The following is a 22,508-nucleotide window of genomic DNA, read 5'->3' as shown; positions in this document are numbered from 1 at the left end:
AGCCTGATCAAGCTCTAGAATCAACTTTTAGCATAGGTGACATCCACATTGGCACAATTGAAGATGCTTCAGCTGTGAATTTTGGTAATAACTTTCCGACAAACTTCAGAAGTCATAAAAAAGTGAGTCAAGGATTTGGCAATATTTTAGGCAATCAAAATGACATTCATGACATCTTATCCTCTTTGGAAGAAAAAGATATATCAGAAGTATACAATGAAAGCCAAGACGGTAAGCCACCCCAGTGGCTGGACACAATGGTAGAAGAACAAACGAAGGAAATGGATGAAACAAAACTAAATGAAGATGAAAAGGGAGAATGAGCAATAGTATGTGAGTGTTGGATCTCAAAAGCCGTGTTGTTGATGCTGAATTTCTGAAAGAAAGCTTTAATTGCGGAATGAAGAAGAATTAGTAATAGAAAACCTGCTGTCCTAAACGAGCAGCAGGTTTTCTATTTTATTTCTCATTTGCTGCAGTTTTAACACAAAAAAGAGCATGCGTAATTTAATTGAATACTGGGACAGATCGGTTCTTTCATTCCCACAGATAAGGAGTCTCTTGGTAAACATAATAGTTCAACCAATTCATAAACAGCAGGTTGGCATGAGAACGCCATGTTTTTAAAGGATTTTTGTCAGGATCATTGTTTGGGAAATAGTGTTCCGGAAGCTTTGGTTCTAGCCCTTTTTCTGTATCTCGAAGAAATTCTTCTTGCAGTGTTTGAACGTCGTATTCTGGGTGTCCTGTAATGAAAACAAACTTTTCATCTTTAGACATCGCCATATAAACACCAGCTTCTTCAGAGTAGGAAAGAAGCTCAAGGTCAGGATGGTTTTTTACTTCATTCATGTCGACGTCGGTGTGACGAGAATGAGGAGAATAAAAGACATCGTCAAATCCTCGCAGCAGCTTAATTGGTTCTTCACTCGATACAACATGCGTAAATACACCCGTGCATTTATCAGAAAGAGGTCGCTTGTCAATGCCAAAGTGATGATAAAGTCCAGCTTGAGCTCCCCAACAGATATGAAGAGTAGAAGTCACATTTGTTTTACACCAATCCATAATTTCTTGAAGTTCTTTCCAGTAGTTTACTTCTTCAAATGGTATATGTTCTACAGGTGCTCCTGTAATAATCATTCCGTCATATTTTCGTTCTTTAATTTGTTCAAACGTTTTATAAAACTGATCTAGGTGATTTTTACTCGTTGTTTTGGCTTTATGACTTGCTGTGTAAAGAAGTGTAATATGCACTTGCAGCGGCGAGTTCCCGAGTAAACGTAATAATTGCGTTTCAGCTTTTTCTTTTTCCGGCATTAAGTTTAGGATAACAATATTAAGCGGGCGAATTTCTTGGTTAACCGCGCGCACGTCGTCCATAATGAAAATTCTCTCTTTTTCTAAAATTTCTTTTGCCGGAAGATCACGTGGAATATTAATAGGCAATAAAATTCCTCCTATTCGATTTCGAAGTAATGACGCGTATAAATGTTCTTTCTCACGTGAAAATGAGGTTCAACATTTATGTACAATATACTATTATAGGAATATACAGAATATTAAGCAATTGAATTTTGAAAAAAAAGAGCATTAATATGCGTAATGGCTAAAATGAAATGGTACAATAAGGTTAAACTGGAGCGTCGCTATGCTTTTTTTTTGCTTGACTGAAACTCAGTAAAATTTACAGCGCAGTCGTTCCTGTATTCATTAAACTTCATATCTCCCCCCAGAAAATGGATTTTATCCTTTTTTGATGAAGTGTTTGAAAAGAATTCTCAGCAGAAAAGGGGTTTTTATATGACAACTAAGAAGCAAATAAAAAGTGATTTGCAAATTGCACAAGAGGCAACCATTAAACCGATTAAAGAGATTGCCGAGCAGCTGGATATTTTAGAGGCCGAGCTAGAGCCGTACGGACATTATAAAGCCAAGCTTTCTTTGTCCGTTATGGAACGTTTACACACAAAACAAGATGGAAAAGTGATTTTAGTTACAGCTATTAATCCAACTCCAGCAGGAGAAGGGAAGTCGACAGTGACAGTCGGCTTAGCTCAGGCATTACATAGATTAGGTAAAAAAGCGATTGTCGCCATGCGTGAACCATCTCTTGGTCCGGTAATGGGAATTAAAGGAGGTGCCGCTGGCGGCGGTTATGCTCAAGTGCTTCCAATGGAGGATATTAACTTACACTTTACTGGAGACCTGCATGCCATCACAACAGCTAACAACGCGCTGGCGGCTATTTTAGATAACCATATACATCAAGGCAATGAATTGCGTATTGATACACGTAAAATCACGTGGAAACGAGTGGTTGATTTGAACGACCGCGCGCTGCGTCAGGTCGTCATTGGATTAGGTGGTCCGATGCAGGGTGTTCCTCGAGAAGATGGATTTGATATTACGGTGGCATCAGAAATTATGGCTATTTTCTGCTTAGCGTCAGATTTACAAGACTTGAAGCGTCGCTTAGCGTCTATTGTGGTAGCTTATAACATGGACAATGAGCCTGTAACGGTTGCAGACTTAGGTGCACAAGGAGCGCTTACTCTTCTTTTAAAAGATGCAATTAAACCAAACCTTGTACAGACGTTGGAACATACTCCAGCCCTCATTCACGGAGGTCCTTTTGCTAATATTGCCCACGGCTGCAATAGCGTCATTGCCACAAAAATGGCTGCAAAACTAGGCGACTATGTAGTAACAGAAGCGGGATTCGGGGCAGATTTGGGCGCAGAAAAATTCCTGAATATCAAAGCTCGTATGGCAGATATTAAACCAGAAACGGTGGTAATCGTTGCAACAATTCGCGCTTTGAAAATGCATGGGGGCGTTCCTAAAGAGCGTTTAAATGAAGAAAACATTGAGGCTTTAGAAGCGGGAATTGAAAATCTGGAAAAGCATATTGAAACGATTCAGGCATTCGGCGTTCCTTACGTTGTAGCCGTGAACCGTTTTGTGACGGACTCAAAAGGTGAAGTAGAAGCGCTTATGAATTGGTGTGCTTCAAAGAATGTTCCCGTTGCTTTAACAGAAGTATGGGAAAAAGGCGGAGAAGGCGGCGTCATGCTTGCTGAAAAAATTCTTGAAGTCATGAACGAGACAGAAAGTCAGTTTTCTCCTCTTTACGATGTGTCGGCTTCGATTCCAGAAAAAGTAGAAGCTATTGCTAAAACCGTATACGGAGCACAAGGCGTAGATTTTGCTCCAAAAGCGTTAAAGCAAATACAGCAATTTGAAGCAAACGGTTGGGATCATCTGCCGATCTGTATGGCCAAAACGCAGTATTCGTTAAGTGATGATCAGACGAAGCTTGGGCGACCAACTGATTTTAAGATTACGGTAAGGGAATTCCGTCCTTCACTCGGAGCTGGGTTTCTCGTGGCGCTAACAGGTTCAATTATGACAATGCCTGGCCTTCCAAAAAAACCTGCTGCGCTCAATATGGATATTAACGAGAATGGACATGCACTAGGGATTTTTTAAGAGAAGAGGCTGGGGTAAGAGTATTTTAGTTGAAGGAAAATCCGAACGATGAAGCAAGATTCTTGATGAAGAATCAAACTCGTTCGGATTTTTTCATAGCTATGGTAAAAAGAAGTTTCATGGGTGTAGTGGCTTCTAGATGTAAATTGGGTGGACTTAGTTGTGTCTCAATCTCTTTCTTGTAATATAAAACAAAATAACAGGTATGTTATGAATTAATTTGGCAAGAAAGAAGAAGAGCTGACTGTTCGTATTTTATAAAAAAGGAAGTAGTTGAAATGTTTGATCCGATTGTATTTGATAATTTAAAAGTTGTTGTAGAAGGAGAGATCTATGATCTTGACTTATCTGGGCAAGTATCTGTTACGAATCGCGAAGATTTTGTAGACTTAGCTCAGTTTACTCGAACGTACCGTATTTCTTTTCAACAGCATTTTTGCTGTACCGCGTCGCTAACTTTATCAACCGACTTAGACAACATTCATGCCGAATTAACGCCTTCCCGTGTAGAAAAACCAGGGTGTACAGTTTATATTCATTTTCAGCTAAAAAAACAAAAACCGTTTGAAGAAGCTGAGTTTCAAAACATACAGGAAATGTGTGAGCGGATCTGGGGAACAACAAGAGTTGTGAAGCAGCGTATTACTCATGAAATCGGAGGAAGCGAATACGAAAACAATATTGAGGTAACCTTTAACCGATTTATTTACGAAGACCAAGTAGGAGATTTAATCGAGATGATTGATTACATGCTGCAAACGACTGACCAGCTAAAGGTTCTTTACGACAAATCATAAGAGCGTTTCAGTTGTACTTCCGAAATAAAGTGAATTACAATAGGGAAAAGGAGGCGTTTTGATGAGCGTGTATGAATACTCGGCAAAAACAATTAAAGACGAAGACGTATCGCTATCTAACTATCAAGGTGACGTGCTGTTGATTGTGAATACAGCTAGCAAGTGCGGCTTCACCCCTCAATATAAAGATTTGCAGGCGCTGTATGAAGAAGAAAAAGAAAACGGTCTAACGGTTCTAGGTTTTCCTTGCAATCAGTTCGGTGGTCAAGAGCCAGGAAGTTCAAATGATATTGAACAATTTTGCGAGTTAAACTATGGCGTTTCGTTTCCGATGTTTGCAAAAGTAGATGTAAAAGGGGAGCATGCACACCCGTTATTTACATACTTAACAGAACAAGCACCGGGCCTATTAGGTTCCAAAGGGATAAAGTGGAATTTCACAAAGTTTTTAGTGAATCGTCAAGGTGAAGTTGTGAAGAGATACGCACCTCAAACTGCACCAAAAGATATTCAAAAAGATATAAAAGAATTGCTGTAAAAGCAGGTGGATCTCCATCTGTTTTTTATTTTTAAGCAAGGGTTTTCAAACGGTGATCCGCTGTCAGTGAGACGAGCGCCTCACTTTGTGCTAAAATAATGGTGGATATAATTGAGGTGAGCAAATGAATAAAATAGTGGAAACGGAAAAGTGGGTTCAAGCAAAGCTTGCGCATGACACAACGGGTCATGACTGGCAGCATATCGATCGCGTGCGTCGGAATGCAGTGCTTTTATATAAAAAAGAAGGCGGCAATCGGGAAGTTATCGAACTAGCCGCACTTTTACACGATGTTGTAGATGATAAGCTAGTCGAAGATGTTGAAAAGGCGTACGAAGAAGTGTGGGAGTGGCTGAAGAGTCATCAGGTAGAAGAAGAGAACTGCAAGCATATCGTTCACATTTTACAAACGATGTCATTTAAAGGCGGAAACCGTCCGGCTATGGCTACGCTTGAAGGTCAAATTGTTCAAGATGCAGATCGTTTAGATGCGATCGGTGCAATTGGTATCGCACGTACGTTTATGTATGCAGGTGCTAAAGGCACGGCTTTGTATGATGAAAACATTGCTGTACGAAGTGAGATGACGGAAGAAGAATACAGACACGGGAAATCAACGGCTATTGCACATTTTTATGAAAAGTTATTAAAGCTCACTGCGTTAATGAATACTCAAACAGCACGGTCTCTAGCGCAAGAGCGACATACATATATGAAAGAATTTTTAGTTCAATTTAAGAAAGAGTGGAATTATCATTATGAAAATGCTGACTGTTGAAAACTTAACAAAAACGTATGGAGAAAAAGAGCTGTTTCATCAACTAACATTTACCATTACGGAAAATGAGCGAATCGGCTTAATCGGTGTAAACGGAACAGGGAAATCAACGCTTCTTAAAATTATCGCAGGTTTAGAGCTCGGAGACGAAGGAGATATTGTTCATGCTAAAGACTACAGCGTGACATATTTACCGCAGCATCCGGATTTTGATGAAGACTTAACGGTTCTGGAGCAAGTTTTCAGCGGAGATACGCCTCTTCTTAACTTATTAAAAAACTATGAGCTAGCTCTGTATGCGTTAGAGCAAGACTCTGCAAACGAAAAAAATCAGCAAACATTGTATGATTTACAGCAGAAAATGGATGCGATGAACGCGTGGGAAGCCAATTCTAACGCACAGTCGATTTTGACGAAGCTTGGAATTTCAAATATGAGTGCAAAAATTGGTGAGCTTTCAGGTGGACAGAAAAAGCGCGTCTCCATTGCGCAAAGCCTAATTCAAACACCTGATTTACTGATCTTAGATGAGCCGACTAACCACTTAGATTATGAGACCGTTAAATGGCTCGAAGAATATTTATCCAAATATCAAGGAGCCGTGCTGCTTGTTACTCATGATCGCTATTTCTTGGATGCTGTTACAAACCGGATTTTTGAATTAGACGGTGGAAATTTATATAGCTATAAAGGAAACTATGCTGCTTTTCTAGAAGGAAAAGCGATTCGAGAAGAGCAGGAAAAAGCAACTCAAGCAAAATTAAGCAACTTATACCGCAATGAATTGGCTTGGATTCGCAGAGGAGCAAAAGCGCGTACGACTAAGCAAAAAGCGCGTATTCAGCGATTTGATGAATTAGAAGGGAAAATCGATTCCTCTGAAAAAGAATCACTGGATTTAAGTTTAGCAGGCAGTCGCCTTGGGAAAAAAGTGTTTGAATTAAAAGATGTGTCTAAGATGTATGAAAATAAAATCATTCTTTCAGATTTTACGCACATCGTAAAAAAACAAGATCGAATTGGAATTGTCGGGAAAAATGGAAGCGGAAAGTCTACCCTGTTGAATATGATTGCAGGACGCATTGAGCCGGACAGCGGTGAAATTGACAGAGGACAAACGGTTAAAGTTGCTTACTATACCCAAGAAAGCGATGATATGGACTTGAATCAACGCATGCTTGATTATATTAAAGAATCGGCAGAAGTTGTGCATACGACGGATGGGAAGATGATCTCTGCGTCGCAAATGCTTGAGAGATTTCTATTTCCTTCACATACGCACGGAACACCGATTCAAAAATTGTCCGGGGGAGAGCGCCGTCGTTTATACTTATTGAAATTATTAATGACATCGCCAAATGTTTTGCTTCTAGATGAGCCGACTAATGATTTGGATACTCAAACGCTAACGGTGCTTGAAGACTACCTCGAAGAATTTCCAGGTGTTGTTATCACTGTATCGCATGATCGCTATTTCTTGGATAAAGTAGCAGATTACTTACTAGTTTTTGAAGGAGAAGGAAACATTTCGATTTATTTTGGCGCTTATACAGATCAATTGGAAGAAGCGATGAAGAAGAAGCAGGCAATGGTTCAGCAGGCTAAAGTGAAAGAAGAAAAGCCAAAACAGCCGGAGAAAACAAAAAAGCGTCGCTTAACGTATAAAGAACAAAAAGAATGGGAAGAAATCGAAGATAATATTGCAGCAAAAGAAGAAGAAATTGACCGCTTAACAAGTGAAATTGAACAGGTGGGCAGCGATTATACAAAAGCGCATAACCTATCGTTAGAACAAGAAAAAGCAAATGAAGAATTAAGTGCACTGCTTGATCGCTGGGCAGAGCTTTCAGAGCTGATTGAAGAAATTGAAAACGCGTAAACAAGTCGTTAGACTGAGTATAAAGCACATGCTACAATTTTAATGAGAGGAGTACGATACGATATGAACATTAAATCAATTGAGCCAACGCCAAGTCCGAATACAATGAAAATTAATTTAGACGAAGTGCTATCAGGCGGAAAAAGCAATAACTATACGGAAAAAAATGCTGAAGCAGCTCCTGAAGTTGTTCAAGACATCTTGAAAGTAGAAGGGGTAAAAGGAGTCTACCACGTAGCGGACTTCTTGGCAGTAGAGCGAAATGCCAAATATGACTGGAAGCAAATTTTGCCGCAAGTTCGTGCAGCGTTTGGTGAAGATTTGCAAAGCAGCAGTGAACAGCACAAAATGAATGAGCATTTTGGTGAGGTCAATGTGTCAGTTCAAATGTTCAAAAATGTACCGATGCAAGTCAAGCTAACGGACGGAAATGAAGAAAAGCGCTTTGGTCTGCCCGAGCGATTCGCAAAAGCGGTAGCAGAACTTCAACGTTTTTCAGATAATGTGGTATTAGAACGGAAATGGAAAGAACAAGGCGTTCGTTACGGAGAGTTAGCTGCTATCGGAGACGAAGTAGTAGAAGAGTTAGCAGCAGCATATCCGCAAGAAAGATTAACTCGCCTTGTGGCTAATGCACAAGAAGAAAAAGAAGGCGGAAAAGCTGTACAGCCGCGTAAAACCTATAAAGTCACAGAAGAAATGCTAGAAGACAACGATTGGTCAGTGCGCTATGCCCATTTAGAACAAATGGATCCAACAGAAGCTGATTTAGACGTTTTAAATAAAGCGCTTGATGATGAAAAAGCATCTATTCGCCGCTTAGCTACGGTCTACTTAGGAATGATTGAATCAAAAGCGGTACTGCCTTACTTATACAAAGCATTAAAAGATAAATCAGTCACTGTGCGCCGTACTGCTGGAGACTGCATGTCAGATTTAGGTTTTGAAGAAGGTATTCCGGCAATGTGTGAAGCTCTTGGTGATAAAAACAAGCTTGTTCGCTGGCGTGCAGCTATGTATTTATACGAGGTAGGGGACGAGACGGCTCTTCCTGCATTAAAAGCAGCAGAGAATGATAAAGAATTTGAGGTAGATTTACAAATCAAGCTAGCAATTGAACGTATCGAAGGCGGAGAAGAAGCAAAAGGTTCTGTTTGGAAACAAATGACGGAAAGCAGAAAAGCATAAAAAAAAGATCATTCATCTGAATGATCTTTTTTTTACGACTGTTTTGCAGCGGGAGTTGGAAACTGCATAGGCTGCATGGTGTTATCAATTTTAATAGGCTGATAGCCCGACTGCTTTAAGTAAGTCAAAATAGCAGGAAGGGATTGTGCCGTAAAGGATTTATCATGAAATAAAATGACTGGTGTTCTTCCATTGGAGTTAACCCCTTGAATATGAGGTTCAAGCCCCTGAATAATTCTAGGTGCAGAACGAAGTGCCCAGTCTTCGCTGTCTACATTCCAGTCCCATAATTTAAAGTGGCTTAGCAACTCTGTACGGTGAGGCTCTTTTAAATAAGGAACGCTGCCGTAAGGAACGCGGATTAACTTACTGTCGACACCGGTTACTTTTTTAACGGTCGCTTGACACTCCTGCATTTCTTTTAACGCGGCGCCGTCTTCACTATACATGACATGAATATCATGAGAGACGCCGTGACAGCCGATGGCATGTCCTTCCTGTGCTACTTTTTTAGCAATTTCAGGGTGAACGTCAATTTGATGCTTTAACATAAAGAAAGTTGCTTTTACGTTATATTGACGCAAAGCATCTAAAATATGAAGAGTATCAGGTGTTGGACCATCGTCAAACGTAAGGTAAACAGGCTGTGTAAGAGCTTGATTTTGATCGTTTACCGTATTTCCTACATACATATTATGATGAAGTGTATTAAGCAGCTTCTCAGGCTGTGCTGAAGATGCAGCTTCTTTCAGCGGCAACGCAGTAGATGCTAATACTTGCTGAGATGCAGCGGATTCACTTCCTTTGGCTTCTGTAATAAAAAACAAAGAAGCGACGATCACTAACACTAAAGACAAAAATGCATAAAATCGTTTGTTTGGCTTAAATCGTTTGTTCGGTTTAAATCGCTGGTTCAATTTGAAAATCCTTTCTACTAAACTACTATTTACTACTATAGTACAAAAAATGGAATATTAATAGTAAAAATCGACATTTTTATGGAAAAAAATTAGATGATATGACCCGGTTTTAATCTTTTTTTGTCAAATGGAAAAGGAGAACGGGACAACGATAAGGATTTGAAGAGTGAGTAGCTAGATTTTTCCTGGTTTTTATAGTATGCTTTTAGCGTGAATGATTGTTAGGAGGAATGTTAATATGTCAATGGCATATGAAGAATATATGCGTCAGTTAGTTAAACCAATGCGTCAAGAATTAACTCAAGCTGGTTATGAAGAATTAACAACAGAGGAAGCCGTAGTTGATTTTATGGAAAACGTAGAAGGAACAACTTTTGTTGTTGTTAATTCAGTTTGTGGATGCGCTGCTGGTTTAGCACGTCCTGCAGCAACGCAAGCGTACTTACAGTCTGAGCAAAAACCAGATCAAGTGGTAACTGTTTTTGCTGGCCAAGATAAGGAAGCAACAGCTAAAATGCGTGAATATTTTGGGGACATTGAGCCTTCATCACCGTCTATGGCGCTTTTAAAAGGAAAAGAAGTCGTTCATTTTATTCCTCGACATGAAATTGAAGGTCAGCCGTTAGAAGTTATTTTTGAAAATATTTTAAATGGCTTTAAGCAGCACTGTTCATAAAATGTCCTGCTTTTGTCACATCTAGTATATAGATTTTTAGAGAAAAATCGCATATACTTTATAAGAAAAAGGATGTCTATCGGCATCCTTTTTCTTTATGTAAATAGCCAAACAGTGTAGGGGGAGTTATGAAAGTGATTGTTACGACTGCTGGTCGAACAAATGAACAGATGACTGTAAAAGCCAAACAAGTAGCCGCTGATTTAAGTATACCTTTTGTAGTAAGAGAGAAGAAATCCGTTGCAGATCTTCAAAATCTTCAAGCTGCAGACGTGCTGGTTGTCGGTAAGAATAGAGTAGAATTGCATGTCCAAAATGAAGAGGAACCTATTTTTTTTCATCCAAATTCCGCTATGTTTAGAGTAAAGAGATGGCTGCGAGGAGAACGTGATCCGTTTATTGAAGCTGCTGGTTTAGAAAAAGGAATGAGCGTGCTTGACTGTACACTTGGTCTTGCATCGGATAGTATGATGGCGAGCGCAGCGGTAGGGAAAAGCGGGAAAGTTGTCGGACTAGAAGGCAACCGCTATGTAGCTTATTTAGTCAAACAAGGACTTTTAAATTGGGAAAGTGACGTACAAGAGTTGAACGATGCAATGAAGCGTATAAACGTGGTTCATCAAAATTTTGAATCGTTTTTGGCGTGTTGTGAAGATAATTCTTTTGATGTTGTCTACTTTGATCCTATGTTTCAAGAGCAAATTGATGAATCGAATGGAATTAACGGTATTAAAGCAATAGCACTGTATACTACGCTGACGCCAATGGCTATACAAGAAGCAAAAAGAGTAGCCAAACAAAAGATCGTGCTAAAAGATCATTGGAAAAGCAGTCGTTTTGAAGAACATGGATTTACCGTACAAAAACGAAAAACATCAAAATTTCATTACGGGACAATTGATATACAATAATAAACAAAAAAGTAAAATGAATCCTGATCATTGAAAAAACTTCCAAAACCTTTTAGGAATTAAAAAGTTTTGGAAGTTTTTTTTATGAATTTCATCTAAAGTTCATAAAAGTATGATATATTTTTGAACATAAAAATACTTTTGTGTTTAAGCATCCAGCAAAAAAGGAATATCTTGTATAGGTTTCCGCTCGGTGTGACAACCTCAAATAGAAGAAGGAAGGTGCTAACTAAAAAGTCTTCGAATGCCCGTAGGCAGCATAAATGAATAAGCAAATATAGGTAAAAAATTAATAAGTATGTTACAATACCTAGTGAGTTATAACAATGAATTTTACGATATGAAAAGACCATATGGGAAAAGATGAGAAAGGAAAGATACGAATGCCTAGATGGATAAAAAGAATGCTAATTGTATTTATTACAGTATTTACATTTGGGCTTGTCACTCCACCAGAATATTTATACGTTGATGATGCAAAAGCGGACAAGCAACATAAAGCAGGGTATGTAAGAGAAACAACTCCTGTCACAGCTGTTATAGAAGATATTCATTTGCCATATGAAGAACCAAAATATGAAGACGTTTCATCATTTGTTACGTATGCAATGGAATCAGCTGAAAAACAGTCAGTGGAAAAATTTGGAACAAAAATTGGACCTGTCATTGAAGATGAATTTCGTCTAGCAGTGTTACCTAAAATTGAAGAAGTGCTGACCGACATTGGCACTGAACGTGAACAGTCGATTCAGAATCTCGAGATAAGCGAGCACCCTGCTGCTGGCTACGGTGAAAAGATTTTCCATGTATATGACCGGGAAACCGGTCAGGACTTAATACGATTTCATGTACGGCGTGAAAATCCTCCAAAAGATGGATACTGGTTTAATTTTCACTATCATGCGGCTGCAGATAATTTTCAGAAGCATTATGATTTAGGGAAAATTTATTGGAACCGAAACATGCCGCCTAAATGGTTTAGCTGATAATAGACACAACATTCTGCGATTTCGAAATGTTAGCTTTTTTAAGCTAGCATTTTTTTACGTCTAAAACCGTTATGGTCTAAATAAGCTGAAACATTAGCACAATGATAAAAAAATCGTTTATAATGAAGTCAGACTTCTTACCATAGAATAGGGAGAAGGAACGAATAGATGTTGGAGGTAACATAATGAAACAATTTACGGAAGAAAAACAATTTCGCGAACAAATTAAGAACGAAACACTAAGCGTTGGAATTTTTACGACAACGTGGTGTCCTGATTGCAAACGTTTGGATATGTTCATTGATGAAATCGTTGACGAAAATACAGATAAAGCATGGTTTAAAATTGATAAGGATGAGTTTGAAGAACTTTCTGCTGAAAACAATGTAATGGGTATTCCTTCTCTTCTTGTATATAAAAACGGTGAAAAAATTGCACACTTGCACAGTGCAAATGCTAAAACGCCTGAAGCGGTCCGTGAATTTTTAGCAACTCTTTAATTCCTTAAGCTGCGAGAGCATTCTCGCAGCTTTTTTTGTGAGAATGGCTATTTCCATTTTTCCATGAGTGGGGTATACTAGGACAAGTGAATAATCGTAAAGCAATAAGGTCTCAATTTAAAGATTGAGTGAAAAGGGAAGTCTGGTGAAAAACCAGCGCGGTCCCGCCACTGTAAGCGCTCTGTGCGTAAGTCAGGAGACCTGCCTTATTGTTAGCTGTGAAACCTTCGAGGAAGGGTGAAGCAGGGTAATGAACATACATATCAAGTATAGTGAACGGATTCTTTTCCTGCTTATCTTGACGTTACCTGCTTTGCTTTCAATTGAAAGTAAAGCTTTTTTATTTTGAAGCTGCCTGCGAGCAGTATACATAGTCAAAGCGGAAAAACGGGATAGCGCTGCTTTTTGCATGATCATTTGCTTTTTCTTTAACGTGGAGGTTTCGTATTCACAATGAACAATATATAGGGGGAGTATTTAGATGAAAAAATGGCTTTCGTATTCCATTATTGCACTGTTAGTCATCGTACTTGCTGCATGCGGTGCAGGCAACCAAAGCAACAGTGATAAAAAAACGAAGCAAGATACGGAACAAACGTCACAAGCTGCATTTCCAGTGAAGGTAAAAGACGCGCGTGATAAAGAAATCACGTTGAAAAAACAGCCTAAGAAAATTGTTTCCTTAATGCCAAGTAATACGGAGATTGTATATGCCCTTGGCCTTGAAAAAGAATTAGTCGGTGTTACAAGCAACGATGATTATCCTAAAAGCGTAAAGAAAAAAGCGCAGGTAGGAGATATGAACGTTAATGCGGAAAAAGTTATTGCTTTAAATCCTGATTTAGTGCTGGCACACGCTTCAAGTATGGGCGTTTCGGATGAAGTATTTAAACAAATTGAAAGTGCGGGTATTCCGGTATTTGTTGTAAAAGATTCAACAACGTTTGATACGGTTTATGATTCTATTACGCAAATCGGTAAATTAACAGGTAAAACAAAAGAAGCTAATCAAACAATTAAAGACATGAAAGAAAAAGTAGCTTCAATTGAGAAAAAAGCAAAAACGATTTCAAAAGAAGATCGTAAAAAAGTATGGATAGAGGTATCAGGAGCTCCTGAGATTTATACAACAGGAAAAGGTACGTTCATGAACGAAATGCTTACTATGATCGGTGCGGATAACGTAGCAGCTAGTGAAAAGGGTTGGGTTAAGTTTTCTGAAGAGCAAGTTGTTAAGTTAAACCCTGACGTTATTATCGCAACGTATGATGCAGACAAAAATGAGATTATGAAGCGTCCCGCTTGGAGCAGCATGACTGCTGTAAAAGAGGGTAACATCGAGAAGGTTGATCAAAACAAAATCAATCGCTTAGGACCTCGTATTGTAGATGGCTTAGAGGACTTAGCAAAAGCAGTATACCCTGAGGTGTACAATAAATAAGAAGAGGGACCATATTCCAGTTCGAATTGAAAAGGGGATTGGTCCCTTTTCACATCTTAAAATTGAAGAACGGCCTGAGCTTTTAATCATGAAAACCGAGACTTCTTATAAAACATACAGCTCAGGGGTTTTAGGAACAGGCATTACGGAAACGGACACCTTTTACAATCGATTTGTTCACAAAGACTATTATTCAGATACTCCTTCTTTGGAGTATGAGCAATATTTGATGAAAGAAAATGTGCGCCATGAGCAAATCGTAGGGTTGATGACAGCCGTTTGGTTAAAAGAAAGAGCGGTTTACTGTTATGAAGGCTACGGAGTAAGAGTAGCTTCCGTGATAACGGCTGGAGTAGGAAACGCAGTAGATATTACAGCTGATGAAGCTGTCCCGTTCTATTCCTCTCCCGGTACAATTAATATGTTTTTTTTCGTGGAAGGTACGCTTACGGATGCAGCGTTTTTACAGCTTTTTATCGCGGCCACAGAAGCTAAAACAAAAACGCTGTCACAGCTGGGTGTCATAGATTCGGCTACAAAGACGATTGCTACGGGAACATCTACGGACAGCATCTCAGTTGCAGCGTCTCAGCAAGGAGCATTATATGAATATGCAGGCTCTATGACCGCTTTAGGGCAAGCGGTAGCCAAGCTGGTGAAAATAAGCTTAGAGCAGGGACTTAAGGGAAAGAGGTGAAGAAATGAGTATTACACAAGCGATAATTGCACACATGACGGCCATGACGATTGCTTTACTAATTGACCGAATTATAGGTGACCCCGAAAATTGGCCGCATCCCGTTCGCTGGTTCGGCAAATGGATTTATTGGATGGATTCCAGATTAAATACAGGTGCAGGAAAACGATTCAAAGGATTGCTTCTTGTGATAAGTATGGCTGTGCTCGCAGGAGTTGTTCCCTTTTTGTTCCTCCATGCTTTGTACGGAGTTCATTTTATAGCAGGTGTTATAGTAGAGGGCGTAATGATTGCGACTACTATATCCACTCGTTCTTTAAGCGAAGCTGCCTATAAGGTACAAAAGCCGCTTCAGCTAGGAGATATGGAGAAAGCTAGATATGAAGTAAGCATGATTGTGGGACGAGATACAGATCGTTTGTCAGAAGGAGAAATTGCCAGAGCGACGGTAGAGACCGTGGCTGAAAATACAAGTGATGGTATTACAGCTCCGCTTTTTTATGCATTTATAGGAGGAGGAGCCCTAGCATTTTTTTACCGGGCTATTAACACATGTGATTCGATGGTTGGGTACAAAAATGACCGCTACTTTCTGTTCGGCTACTTTAGTGCAAAAACCGATGACGTATTAAACTATATTCCAAGTCGGTTAACTGCAGTGGTGATGACGGCTGTTAATGTAGCAAAAAGCCAGTATTCTCTTGGGCATGTAACGAGTTTGATTAAGCGTGATGCTAAGAAGCATCCAAGTCCAAATAGCGGATACGGGGAAAGCGCAGTGGCGGCTCTGTTAGGTATTCAACTCGGCGGACTTAATACATATAAAGGCATAGAATCTAATCGTGCAAAAATGGGTGAACCACTCATTCCCCTGCAAGCCGGTCATATTGAACAAGCTGTTTTCATTATGAAAAGGACGGTCTATGCTACGTGGTTATTATATTTTTTGTTAGGAGGAGTTATTAGTGCTATTACCTACACATGGAGCTAATCCTACTGTCTTTTTAAAAGCAATAGGGGCCGAGAATTTGTCGCATATAAAAGACTTTAGCGTGAACACAAATCCTTTAGGGGCTCCCCTTGTGCTTCACGAAAAGTGGAACGAATTCAAGGATGCAGCGTTTAGTTATCCTGATCCTCAAGTAACGAAGCTGAAAAATAAACTTGCAGCTCATCATCATGTTTCAGCTGCTCAAGTGCTGCCTACAAATGGTGCCGCTGAAGCGTTTTTCCTTATTGCTTCGTTATTTTCAGGAGAGAAAGCAGGGATTGTACAGCCGACTTTCGTTGAATATGAACAGGCAAGTAAAGCTTATGGATGTGAAGTGACATACATTCCTTTAGCTGAAGAAAATGGCTGGAGCTGGGATATAGAGTTGATTATGAGCATTCTTCCGGATATAAAAATACTGTGGATTTGCCATCCAAATAATCCAACGGGCGTTATGTATAGTCATGAGGAATGGATGAAAGTAGTAAAAGCTGCTGCTCATCATGGTACATACTTAATGATTGATGAGGCATTTATTGATTTTGTCGAATATCAGCCTTCATTTGATTCTCTTATTCTGGATTATGAACATATCATCGTTGTGCGTTCCATGACAAAGATGTTTAATATTGCCGGGCTTCGTCTTGGCTATATTTTGGCAAATCAAAAAATCATCAGCAAGATGTCTAAAAAGCAGCCTCCTTGGAGTGTGAATGGATTGTCGCAGCAAGTAGGCATGATATGTGTGGATGAAAAAGATTTTGTAAAAGAAACCGTACATTATATTAAACAAGAACGGGAACGGATCTTGAGTCAACTAAAAGAATGGGGGCTTTTGGTTTCTCCTTCTCAGACAAACTATTATCTTTGCAGTGTTCCGTCTTCTATTAAAACGCGCGAATGGCTTGTCTATTTAGCAAGCCATGGCGTGGTAGCTCGTCATACTGAAAACTTCCCATTTTTAAATGGCCGCTATATCCGTTTGGCTGTGAAAACGAAAGAAGAAAATGACTATTTACTTAACGTAATCAAACAAGGACTTGATGAAATATGATCATCTTTATTAGCGGAGGCGTTCGAAGCGGAAAATCACGTGCAGCGGAGAATATGGTTCAAACTTTTTGTACAAAGCGCGCTGTTTATATTGCCACAAGCAGGCAAACAGATAAGGAAATGCAAAAACGCATCCAGCTTCATCAAACAGAACGCCAAGCAGCGAACACGCCTTGGGTAACGATCGAACAGTCTGTAGATTTACAAAAAATTCTGCCGAATCTTCAAAGTGATGATGCTATACTTTTGGATTGTGTCACGAACTGGCTTGCCAATGAGCTTTTTTTAACAGAAAAAAGGTGGCAAACAAAAGAAGGGAAACAAGCGGTTTTTCGTCATATGACAGAAACGCTCGATAAGCTGTTTGCGCAGTCTCAGACGGTTGTGCTAGTATCTAATGAACTGTTTGAAGCGGGTGTATTAGAAGAGCCCACATATAGTTATATGAAGATGTTAGGGAAATTACATCAGTATATTGTAGAAAAAGCAGATGTGGCTATTTGTGTAGAAGCGGGAATCTATCGTTTTAAAAAAGGAAAGGAATGTGTAGATATATGAAAGAATGGATAGCCATACTACGAATTTCTCTCCAGTTTTTTACGATCTTACCACTGGCTAAAACCGTTCAATGGACTGAAAAAAGAACGGCACGCTCACTTTTTGTGCTGCCGTGGATTGGTATGTTACTAGGCTTGATGTTTTATAGCTTTTTACAGCTGCTTCAGTCTTCACCTATCACTACGATCGTTGGTAGTATTTTAGTTTTGCTTTTACCGCTTATCTTAACGGGCGGTCTTCATTTAGACGGCTGGATGGACGTAAGCGATGCGTATTTTTCTCATCAGTCAAAGGAAAAAAAACTGCAGATTTTAAGTGATCCGCACGTTGGGTCTTTTGCTATTCTTTCTCTTATGGTTCTGCTTCTGCTGCGTTTTAGTGCGATCTATGAATTAGCGTCTCTTTCTTCTTTATCAATTTGGGCATGTTTAGTAGTCTTTACACTTCCAAGAATTGGAGCAGCCTTTTTGTTGATGAGAGATAAGCCCGCTAAAGATACGGGTCTGGCTGCTTATTTTCAAAAAGGAGTCACCAAACGGTCTATTTATGGATTTATCATCATGAGCCTATTCTTAGTTGCTATTTTCGCTGTTTTTATGGACAATAAATTCATTATTCTTTTCTTTGCCGGGTTTTTATGGCTGTGGATACGGTTTTATCGTTCGCAGTTTGGTGGCGTAACAGGAGATGTTATAGGGGCAACCATTGAAGGAGGAGAAACGTTTTTATGGATAATTCTTTGGTTATCACATGTATTCGTCACGGCATGACGCTTGAAAATCAACAGAAAAAATATATAGGGTGGAGTGATCCGCCTTTAAGTACAGAAGGGAAAAATGAATTAAAAGAGCTTTTTCTAGAACCTCAGCTCGTTATTTCCAGTGACTTAAAAAGAGCGCTAGAAACAAGTTCAGTTGTTTTTCCTAAATCTCAGGTGGTTAAAAGTAAAAATTGGCGTGAGCTGCATTTTGGAGATTGGGAAGAGAAGACGTATGAAGATTTAAAAAACATACGGGCGTATAGAGATTGGATTGATCACTGGACAGAACGTACGCCTCCGAATGGTGAAAGCTTCCCAGGCTTTTCAAAACGAGTTTGGGTAGCGTGGGAAGAAGCGGTCGATTTGGCGGCCAGTCAGCAATTGCATCACATTGCTATTGTTTCACACGGCGGACCACTGCGTTTACTTGCATCTCATTTTAAACAGACAGCGTCGCTTTGGGATGTTTCTTTTTCTTACGGAGAAGGTTTTTCAGTAGCGTGTACATACAAACAGGCAAAGGAGAGAAGAGCATGCATTTCGTATTCGGCGGTGCATTTACCGGCAAAAGAAAATGGGTGAAGCAGCATTATGCCAGTGAGTCGATAAAATGGCATTGTTTGTATGAAGACCCCGTTTTACCAGCGTTTGAGTTCGAAGAAAGTTACATAGTACTAGAAGGATTTGAGCACTATGTTAAGGAATTAATACATAGCGAGCTGGAGTCTCCGCATCTTGTTGTTAAAAAGTTAATACAGAAGTGGAGAGACAGCGGTGTATGGGAACAGTTAATAGTGATTGGAACTGAAGTCGGCAAAGGGATTGTTCCTTTAGATCCAACAGAGCGGCAGTGGAGAGATGAGTGCGGGTATGCGTATCAGCATTTAGCGGCACATGCCCGGAAAGTAGATCACATTTGGTACGGAATTGCTAATCGATTGAAGGAGGAAATACAATGAACATTTACACAAAAACAGGGGACAAAGGGCAGACAAGCTTAATTGGAGGACGAGTAAATAAAGATGATATTCGAGTGGAAGCATACGGTACGATTGATGAGCTAAATGGCTTTGTAGGTCAAGCGATTTATCAGCTGGATGAAGCAACATTAAAAGATGTAAAAGAAGAGCTAATTACGATTCAACATGAGCTTTTCGACTGTGGAAGTGATTTAGCATTTGCAAAAGATGATCATCCGTACAAAGTAACAAACGACATGATATCAGTACTTGAAAAGCGCATTGATGTCTATATGTCAGAAGCGCCGGCCATTGAGCGTTTTATTTTACCTGGAGGCACACCTGCAGCGACAACGCTTCATATTTGCCGGACGATTACACGCCGCGCAGAACGGCTTGTTGTTGGCGTGCAGCGTGAGTATAAAATTAATGCGGCGGTGCTTCAGTATTTAAATCGTTTATCCGATTATTTCTTTGCTGCGGCTCGAATCGCTAACGCGCGAGAAAATGTACAGGATGTAGAGTATATTCGCAGTGCCAAAGTATTTAAACAGCCTAAAAAATAAGGTATAAAAAACGGTCGAGCTAAAAGCGATCGTTTTTTTTATGAGCTATTTCGATAGGCAAAATAAAGCTATAAAAAAGAGGTAAATGCATCTATAATGATAAGAGACAGAGAGATAAAGAAAAGAGGTTGAGAAATGAATCAAGATTCTAAACGAGCAGGTATTGTTTATACAGCCAGCGCTTACGTTATGTGGGGGCTTTTTCCGCTTTACTGGAAGCTTCTTGGCGAAGTGAATGCGAATGAAATACTCGCTCACCGTGTCATATGGTCATTTGTTTTTATGCTTTTACTTTTGCTTGTGACAAAGCAAATGAGTGCTTTAAAGAAGACGCTTGGTTTATTATTTCGTAATACGAAACAAGCGGTCATTTTATTTGTGGCTTCAGTGCTGATCAGCATCAACTGGTTCGTTTACATTTGGGCGGTTAACCATAATCATATTATTGAAACAAGTTTAGGTTACTACATCAACCCGCTCGTTAGTATTTTGCTTGGTATAGTCGTTTTAAAAGAGAAGCTTAATTTTTGGCAGGGTGCTTCTGTTGGATTGGCTGCTATAGGTGTTATCGTTATGACGGTTACATACGGGCATATCCCATGGGTATCATTAAGCTTAGCGTTTAGCTTTGGTTTGTACGGTCTTGTAAAAAAGACTATTCAATTAGAAGCAAAAGTAGGATTAACGATTGAAACGATGATGGTTGCACCTATTGCTGTTATTTATTTTATCTTTCTTTTAGTGAAAGGATCTTCAAGTTTTTCTCTTCAGTCGCTTGATCTGAGCGCTCTTTTAATTGGCGGCGGTGTCGCTACAGCTATGCCACTACTGTATTTTGCTAAAGGAGCGCCGCTTATTCCGCTATCGATGGTCGGTTTTTTACAGTACATCGCTCCTACCATGACGCTTTTATTAGGAGTGTTCGTCTATCATGAACCGTTTTCTAGCGTAGAGATGATTGCCTTTTTGTTCATTTGGGGCGGATCGGTTATGTTCATTTTATCTAAAACTAAGTTCATGAGTTCTCATCAGCCGAAATTCTTTAAAGGGCGCTCAGCTTAACGGACAAAAAAGCGGATATCTTTAGATATGCGCTTTTTTGTCTGCGGTAAAGAAATAAAAACGGAGACGGGAAAGTCACCGTATGTATACTTTATAGCTTCCGCTTGAAATGAGCGTTCAACTGACCTTGAAGCATTTGGTTTTTTACTTCTTTCATTTTTCTCGCTTCATCTTTTTTGGCCAGTTCTGTGCGTATTTCACTCGTTTGAACTCCTTCTTCTATGCGATCGGCAATATCCATTAATCGTTCGACGTCTGAAAACGAATATTTCCGGATACCCGTATTGGTTCGGTCCGGAAAGAGCAGGCTTCTTTTCTCGTAGTAGCGAATTTGCCTTTCTGATAAACCGGTTAATTCTTTTACAATCCCAATAGACATGACTTTTTTATCTCGATATGACGCTTCATTCGTAGACAATCTCCCTCACCCCTGAGTACGTAGTAGTATGTTATTATTATAAAGGAAAAAAATACAAAAATTTATAACATGTAATACATTCTAACATATATATGTTATATTTTTGAATTACTATGTGAGAAAAAGTGACATAAATAATGAAATAGGGAAAAGAGTCCTATAAACTAATGATTAACTCGATCCCAAGTGGTTAACCATACAGGATAAAGCCTTGTGGTTAATCACTTGCTTTCAAAATGATGAATAGAAAATCAATGTGAGAATATACATAAATTCTAAAAGGGAAGGGCGTTTTAAATGGCTGTGCAACAATTGAAAAAAGAAGAGATTATTGAGCTGGCAAAAGAAATTATTGAACTTGATTTGAAAAGAGATGAAAAATTTGAAGAATTGACAGAGTTAGCCGGAAATCGTGCATATGAAATTTTGCGCAGAGTACAAAATGCCTGTTTATAAGTAATAAAAAAATCCCGCTCTAGGCGGGATTTTTAATTGGACTGCTGTTCAAGATTAAATAATTCTTGTTTCATCTGAGCGTGGTCGAGGTTTTCCCCTATAAAGACAAGGGTGGTGGGCAGCTTCATCATTTCTTTCATATATAGAGGCATGCCGTATGAATATTGAAACGAATACGTATCATCCGAATGAGTAAAGCGCATATAGCCTTTAATACGATAGATGGTATCTGGCATTTGGCGCAGCCAATTTTCAAATAATTCAAGATCCACTTTTTTTGTAAACTCATATACAAATGTTTTCAAATGAAGATGATCTTCAACATGAGCCTTCTCGTGCGGCTGTTTTTGAGACAGCTGAGCTTTTTGAATCAGGTCAAGCTTCACGCGGGAAAATGTCGTTAATAATGTTATTGCACGAGCGTTAATTGATTGAACCTCAAAAAGCAGGGAAGACTTTTCCGCCTCAGACAGCATGTCCGTTTTATTTAATAAAATTACATCCCCATGTTTTACTTGTTCTTGAAGAAGTTTTTGAAGTTGAATGCTTAAGGACCCACGTTCTTTCCACCTTGTTGCATCGAGTGTGGTGATAATACTTTTAATCGTGACTTGATGCGCAAAAAGAGGAGACATACAGGCATCCAACACTTCAATGGGATGTGCAACTCCGGTTGTTTCTATATAGATAGCATCCAATGTGTTCTCCTGTAGAAGTGAATGAAGCTGAGTTTCAAATTGACCTTGAATAGTACAGCACACGCAGCCGTTTAGCAATTCTTTTAACGGCGTGTCTTTTTCTACTTCATTTGAGTCAATCGAAACTTGGCCAAGCTCATTCATCACAACAGCAATGTTGCGATTACGATCTTTTTCTTGC

General features: G+C 39.4%; 25 protein-coding genes, 1 pseudogene and 1 riboswitch. Of the genes and pseudogenes, 22 read left to right on the top strand and 4 right to left on the bottom strand.

What is annotated here, in order from left to right; all coding sequences use genetic code 11:
- Nucleotides 1-323 (top strand): annotated as a pseudogene (locus AC3WJG_RS19590) (hypothetical protein); the annotation flags it as partial.
- A 214-nt stretch (nucleotides 324-537) separates the two neighbouring features.
- Here AC3WJG_RS19590 and metA read toward each other — a convergent pair.
- Nucleotides 538-1,449, bottom strand: a complete 912-nt coding sequence (gene metA / locus AC3WJG_RS19585) for a homoserine O-acetyltransferase MetA (protein ID WP_028408808.1) — start codon at nucleotides 1,447-1,449, stop codon at nucleotides 538-540.
- A 354-nt stretch (nucleotides 1,450-1,803) separates the two neighbouring features.
- Between metA and AC3WJG_RS19580 the strand changes: the two genes are divergently transcribed.
- The 6 genes from AC3WJG_RS19580 to AC3WJG_RS19555 all read left to right on the top strand — a co-directional run bounded on the left by AC3WJG_RS19580 (nucleotide 1,804) and on the right by AC3WJG_RS19555 (nucleotide 8,672).
- Complete coding sequence (locus tag AC3WJG_RS19580) at nucleotides 1,804-3,492, top strand: formate--tetrahydrofolate ligase (RefSeq protein WP_102813128.1); 1,689 nt, start codon at nucleotides 1,804-1,806, stop codon at nucleotides 3,490-3,492.
- A gap of 278 nt (nucleotides 3,493-3,770) precedes the next feature.
- Nucleotides 3,771-4,289 (top strand): hypothetical protein, encoded by a 519-nt coding sequence (locus tag AC3WJG_RS19575; RefSeq protein WP_028408806.1) that lies wholly within the window; start codon nucleotides 3,771-3,773, stop codon nucleotides 4,287-4,289.
- Nucleotides 4,290-4,350: 61 nt separating this feature from the next.
- Nucleotides 4,351-4,827: a glutathione peroxidase gene (locus AC3WJG_RS19570; RefSeq protein ID WP_025752029.1), complete on the top strand. Its 477-nt coding sequence runs from the start codon at nucleotides 4,351-4,353 to the stop codon at nucleotides 4,825-4,827.
- A gap of 124 nt (nucleotides 4,828-4,951) precedes the next feature.
- Nucleotides 4,952-5,605 (top strand): HD domain-containing protein, encoded by a 654-nt coding sequence (locus AC3WJG_RS19565; RefSeq protein WP_028408805.1) that lies wholly within the window; start codon nucleotides 4,952-4,954, stop codon nucleotides 5,603-5,605.
- Complete coding sequence (locus AC3WJG_RS19560) at nucleotides 5,586-7,484, top strand: ABC-F family ATP-binding cassette domain-containing protein (RefSeq protein WP_060747422.1); 1,899 nt, start codon at nucleotides 5,586-5,588, stop codon at nucleotides 7,482-7,484. The genes AC3WJG_RS19565 and AC3WJG_RS19560 overlap by 20 nt, the downstream gene beginning before the upstream one ends.
- Before the next feature lie 63 nt (nucleotides 7,485-7,547).
- Nucleotides 7,548-8,672, top strand: coding sequence for a conserved virulence factor C family protein (locus tag AC3WJG_RS19555; RefSeq protein ID WP_098658472.1), 1,125 nt, complete (start codon nucleotides 7,548-7,550; stop codon nucleotides 8,670-8,672).
- Nucleotides 8,673-8,704: 32 nt separating this feature from the next.
- Here the strand turns inward: AC3WJG_RS19555 and AC3WJG_RS19550 are convergent, their stop codons facing one another.
- A complete protein-coding gene (locus AC3WJG_RS19550) occupies nucleotides 8,705-9,589 on the bottom strand; it encodes a polysaccharide deacetylase family protein (protein WP_098333307.1) in 885 nt (294 codons plus the stop codon).
- A 241-nt stretch (nucleotides 9,590-9,830) separates the two neighbouring features.
- Here AC3WJG_RS19550 and AC3WJG_RS19545 point away from each other — a divergent pair, with 241 nt between their 5' ends.
- The 14 genes from AC3WJG_RS19545 (at nucleotide 9,831) to rarD (ending at nucleotide 20,755) form a co-directional block, all read left to right on the top strand.
- The gene (locus AC3WJG_RS19545) at nucleotides 9,831-10,268 is read left to right on the top strand and encodes a BrxA/BrxB family bacilliredoxin (RefSeq protein WP_013056693.1); all 438 of its coding nucleotides are present in this window, start codon (nucleotides 9,831-9,833) and stop codon (nucleotides 10,266-10,268) included.
- Nucleotides 10,269-10,402: 134 nt separating this feature from the next.
- On the top strand, nucleotides 10,403-11,179 hold the full coding sequence (locus AC3WJG_RS19540) for a class I SAM-dependent methyltransferase (RefSeq protein WP_028408801.1): 777 nt from the start codon (nucleotides 10,403-10,405) through the stop codon (nucleotides 11,177-11,179).
- 383 nt (nucleotides 11,180-11,562) lie between these two features.
- Nucleotides 11,563-12,165 carry a YpjP family protein gene (locus tag AC3WJG_RS19535; protein WP_028408800.1) on the top strand — a complete coding sequence of 201 codons (603 nt, stop codon included), beginning with the start codon at nucleotides 11,563-11,565 and terminating at the stop codon, nucleotides 12,163-12,165.
- Nucleotides 12,166-12,353: 188 nt separating this feature from the next.
- On the top strand, nucleotides 12,354-12,668 hold the full coding sequence (locus AC3WJG_RS19530) for a thioredoxin family protein (RefSeq protein ID WP_013056696.1): 315 nt from the start codon (nucleotides 12,354-12,356) through the stop codon (nucleotides 12,666-12,668).
- Between the two features lie 90 nt (nucleotides 12,669-12,758).
- A riboswitch (cobalamin riboswitch) is annotated at nucleotides 12,759-12,891 on the top strand.
- A gap of 258 nt (nucleotides 12,892-13,149) precedes the next feature.
- Nucleotides 13,150-14,109, top strand: coding sequence for an ABC transporter substrate-binding protein (locus AC3WJG_RS19525; RefSeq protein ID WP_028408799.1), 960 nt, complete (start codon nucleotides 13,150-13,152; stop codon nucleotides 14,107-14,109).
- Nucleotides 14,090-14,806, top strand: a complete 717-nt coding sequence (locus AC3WJG_RS19520) for an adenosylcobinamide amidohydrolase (protein ID WP_492588560.1) — start codon at nucleotides 14,090-14,092, stop codon at nucleotides 14,804-14,806. The genes AC3WJG_RS19525 and AC3WJG_RS19520 overlap by 20 nt, the downstream gene beginning before the upstream one ends.
- A gap of 4 nt (nucleotides 14,807-14,810) precedes the next feature.
- Complete coding sequence (gene cbiB, locus AC3WJG_RS19515) at nucleotides 14,811-15,797, top strand: adenosylcobinamide-phosphate synthase CbiB (RefSeq protein WP_102813130.1); 987 nt, start codon at nucleotides 14,811-14,813, stop codon at nucleotides 15,795-15,797.
- The gene (gene cobD / locus AC3WJG_RS19510; RefSeq protein ID WP_337134055.1) at nucleotides 15,772-16,851 is read left to right on the top strand and encodes a threonine-phosphate decarboxylase CobD; all 1,080 of its coding nucleotides are present in this window, start codon (nucleotides 15,772-15,774) and stop codon (nucleotides 16,849-16,851) included. Before cbiB ends, cobD begins: the two co-directional genes overlap by 26 nt.
- A complete protein-coding gene (locus AC3WJG_RS19505) occupies nucleotides 16,848-17,408 on the top strand; it encodes a bifunctional adenosylcobinamide kinase/adenosylcobinamide-phosphate guanylyltransferase (RefSeq protein WP_102813131.1) in 561 nt (186 codons plus the stop codon). The genes cobD and AC3WJG_RS19505 overlap by 4 nt, the downstream gene beginning before the upstream one ends.
- Nucleotides 17,405-18,178, top strand: a complete 774-nt coding sequence (gene cobS / locus AC3WJG_RS19500; RefSeq protein ID WP_028408794.1) for an adenosylcobinamide-GDP ribazoletransferase — start codon at nucleotides 17,405-17,407, stop codon at nucleotides 18,176-18,178. The genes AC3WJG_RS19505 and cobS overlap by 4 nt, the downstream gene beginning before the upstream one ends.
- On the top strand, nucleotides 18,136-18,750 hold the full coding sequence (locus AC3WJG_RS19495; RefSeq protein WP_060747416.1) for a histidine phosphatase family protein: 615 nt from the start codon (nucleotides 18,136-18,138) through the stop codon (nucleotides 18,748-18,750). Before cobS ends, AC3WJG_RS19495 begins: the two co-directional genes overlap by 43 nt.
- Nucleotides 18,702-19,127, top strand: a complete 426-nt coding sequence (locus AC3WJG_RS19490) for a bifunctional adenosylcobinamide kinase/adenosylcobinamide-phosphate guanylyltransferase (RefSeq protein WP_028408792.1) — start codon at nucleotides 18,702-18,704, stop codon at nucleotides 19,125-19,127. The genes AC3WJG_RS19495 and AC3WJG_RS19490 overlap by 49 nt, the downstream gene beginning before the upstream one ends.
- Nucleotides 19,124-19,693: a cob(I)yrinic acid a,c-diamide adenosyltransferase gene (locus AC3WJG_RS19485; protein ID WP_060747415.1), complete on the top strand. Its 570-nt coding sequence runs from the start codon at nucleotides 19,124-19,126 to the stop codon at nucleotides 19,691-19,693. Before AC3WJG_RS19490 ends, AC3WJG_RS19485 begins: the two co-directional genes overlap by 4 nt.
- Nucleotides 19,694-19,828: 135 nt before the next feature.
- Nucleotides 19,829-20,755, top strand: coding sequence for an EamA family transporter RarD (gene rarD / locus AC3WJG_RS19480; protein ID WP_013056706.1), 927 nt, complete (start codon nucleotides 19,829-19,831; stop codon nucleotides 20,753-20,755).
- A gap of 91 nt (nucleotides 20,756-20,846) precedes the next feature.
- Here rarD and AC3WJG_RS19475 read toward each other — a convergent pair whose 3' ends face one another.
- Nucleotides 20,847-21,173, bottom strand: a complete 327-nt coding sequence (locus AC3WJG_RS19475; RefSeq protein WP_013082852.1) for a MerR family transcriptional regulator — start codon at nucleotides 21,171-21,173, stop codon at nucleotides 20,847-20,849.
- Nucleotides 21,174-21,470: 297 nt separating this feature from the next.
- Here AC3WJG_RS19475 and AC3WJG_RS19470 point away from each other — a divergent pair, with 297 nt between their 5' ends.
- Complete coding sequence (locus AC3WJG_RS19470) at nucleotides 21,471-21,629, top strand: hypothetical protein (protein ID WP_013056708.1); 159 nt, start codon at nucleotides 21,471-21,473, stop codon at nucleotides 21,627-21,629.
- A 32-nt stretch (nucleotides 21,630-21,661) separates the two neighbouring features.
- On the opposite strand, the gene AC3WJG_RS19465 is transcribed toward AC3WJG_RS19470, so the two are convergent.
- The coding region (locus AC3WJG_RS19465; protein ID WP_492588491.1) for a CobW family GTP-binding protein at nucleotides 21,662-22,508 on the bottom strand (847 nt) is incomplete at its 5' end.

Source organism: Priestia sp. FW507-14D1A (assembly GCF_058781295.1).
The sequence above is the reverse complement of the archived record's forward strand: the minus strand, read 5'-3'. Positions and strand labels throughout refer to the sequence as shown.

Coding starts and splice junctions, on each gene's coding strand:
- AC3WJG_RS19580 (WP_102813128.1), top strand. CDS start 1,804: ATGACAACTAAGAAGCAAATAAAAAGTGATTTGCAAATTGCACAAGAG.
- AC3WJG_RS19575 (WP_028408806.1), top strand. CDS start 3,771: ATGTTTGATCCGATTGTATTTGATAATTTAAAAGTTGTTGTAGAAGGA.
- AC3WJG_RS19570 (WP_025752029.1), top strand. CDS start 4,351: ATGAGCGTGTATGAATACTCGGCAAAAACAATTAAAGACGAAGACGTA.
- AC3WJG_RS19565 (WP_028408805.1), top strand. CDS start 4,952: ATGAATAAAATAGTGGAAACGGAAAAGTGGGTTCAAGCAAAGCTTGCG.
- AC3WJG_RS19560 (WP_060747422.1), top strand. CDS start 5,586: ATGAAAATGCTGACTGTTGAAAACTTAACAAAAACGTATGGAGAAAAA.
- AC3WJG_RS19555 (WP_098658472.1), top strand. CDS start 7,548: ATGAACATTAAATCAATTGAGCCAACGCCAAGTCCGAATACAATGAAA.
- AC3WJG_RS19545 (WP_013056693.1), top strand. CDS start 9,831: ATGTCAATGGCATATGAAGAATATATGCGTCAGTTAGTTAAACCAATG.
- AC3WJG_RS19535 (WP_028408800.1), top strand. CDS start 11,563: ATGCCTAGATGGATAAAAAGAATGCTAATTGTATTTATTACAGTATTT.
- AC3WJG_RS19530 (WP_013056696.1), top strand. CDS start 12,354: ATGAAACAATTTACGGAAGAAAAACAATTTCGCGAACAAATTAAGAAC.
- AC3WJG_RS19525 (WP_028408799.1), top strand. CDS start 13,150: ATGAAAAAATGGCTTTCGTATTCCATTATTGCACTGTTAGTCATCGTA.
- cbiB (WP_102813130.1), top strand. CDS start 14,811: ATGAGTATTACACAAGCGATAATTGCACACATGACGGCCATGACGATT.
- AC3WJG_RS19505 (WP_102813131.1), top strand. CDS start 16,848: ATGATCATCTTTATTAGCGGAGGCGTTCGAAGCGGAAAATCACGTGCA.
- cobS (WP_028408794.1), top strand. CDS start 17,405: ATGAAAGAATGGATAGCCATACTACGAATTTCTCTCCAGTTTTTTACG.
- AC3WJG_RS19495 (WP_060747416.1), top strand. CDS start 18,136: ATGGATAATTCTTTGGTTATCACATGTATTCGTCACGGCATGACGCTT.
- AC3WJG_RS19490 (WP_028408792.1), top strand. CDS start 18,702: ATGCATTTCGTATTCGGCGGTGCATTTACCGGCAAAAGAAAATGGGTG.
- AC3WJG_RS19485 (WP_060747415.1), top strand. CDS start 19,124: ATGAACATTTACACAAAAACAGGGGACAAAGGGCAGACAAGCTTAATT.
- rarD (WP_013056706.1), top strand. CDS start 19,829: ATGAATCAAGATTCTAAACGAGCAGGTATTGTTTATACAGCCAGCGCT.
- AC3WJG_RS19470 (WP_013056708.1), top strand. CDS start 21,471: ATGGCTGTGCAACAATTGAAAAAAGAAGAGATTATTGAGCTGGCAAAA.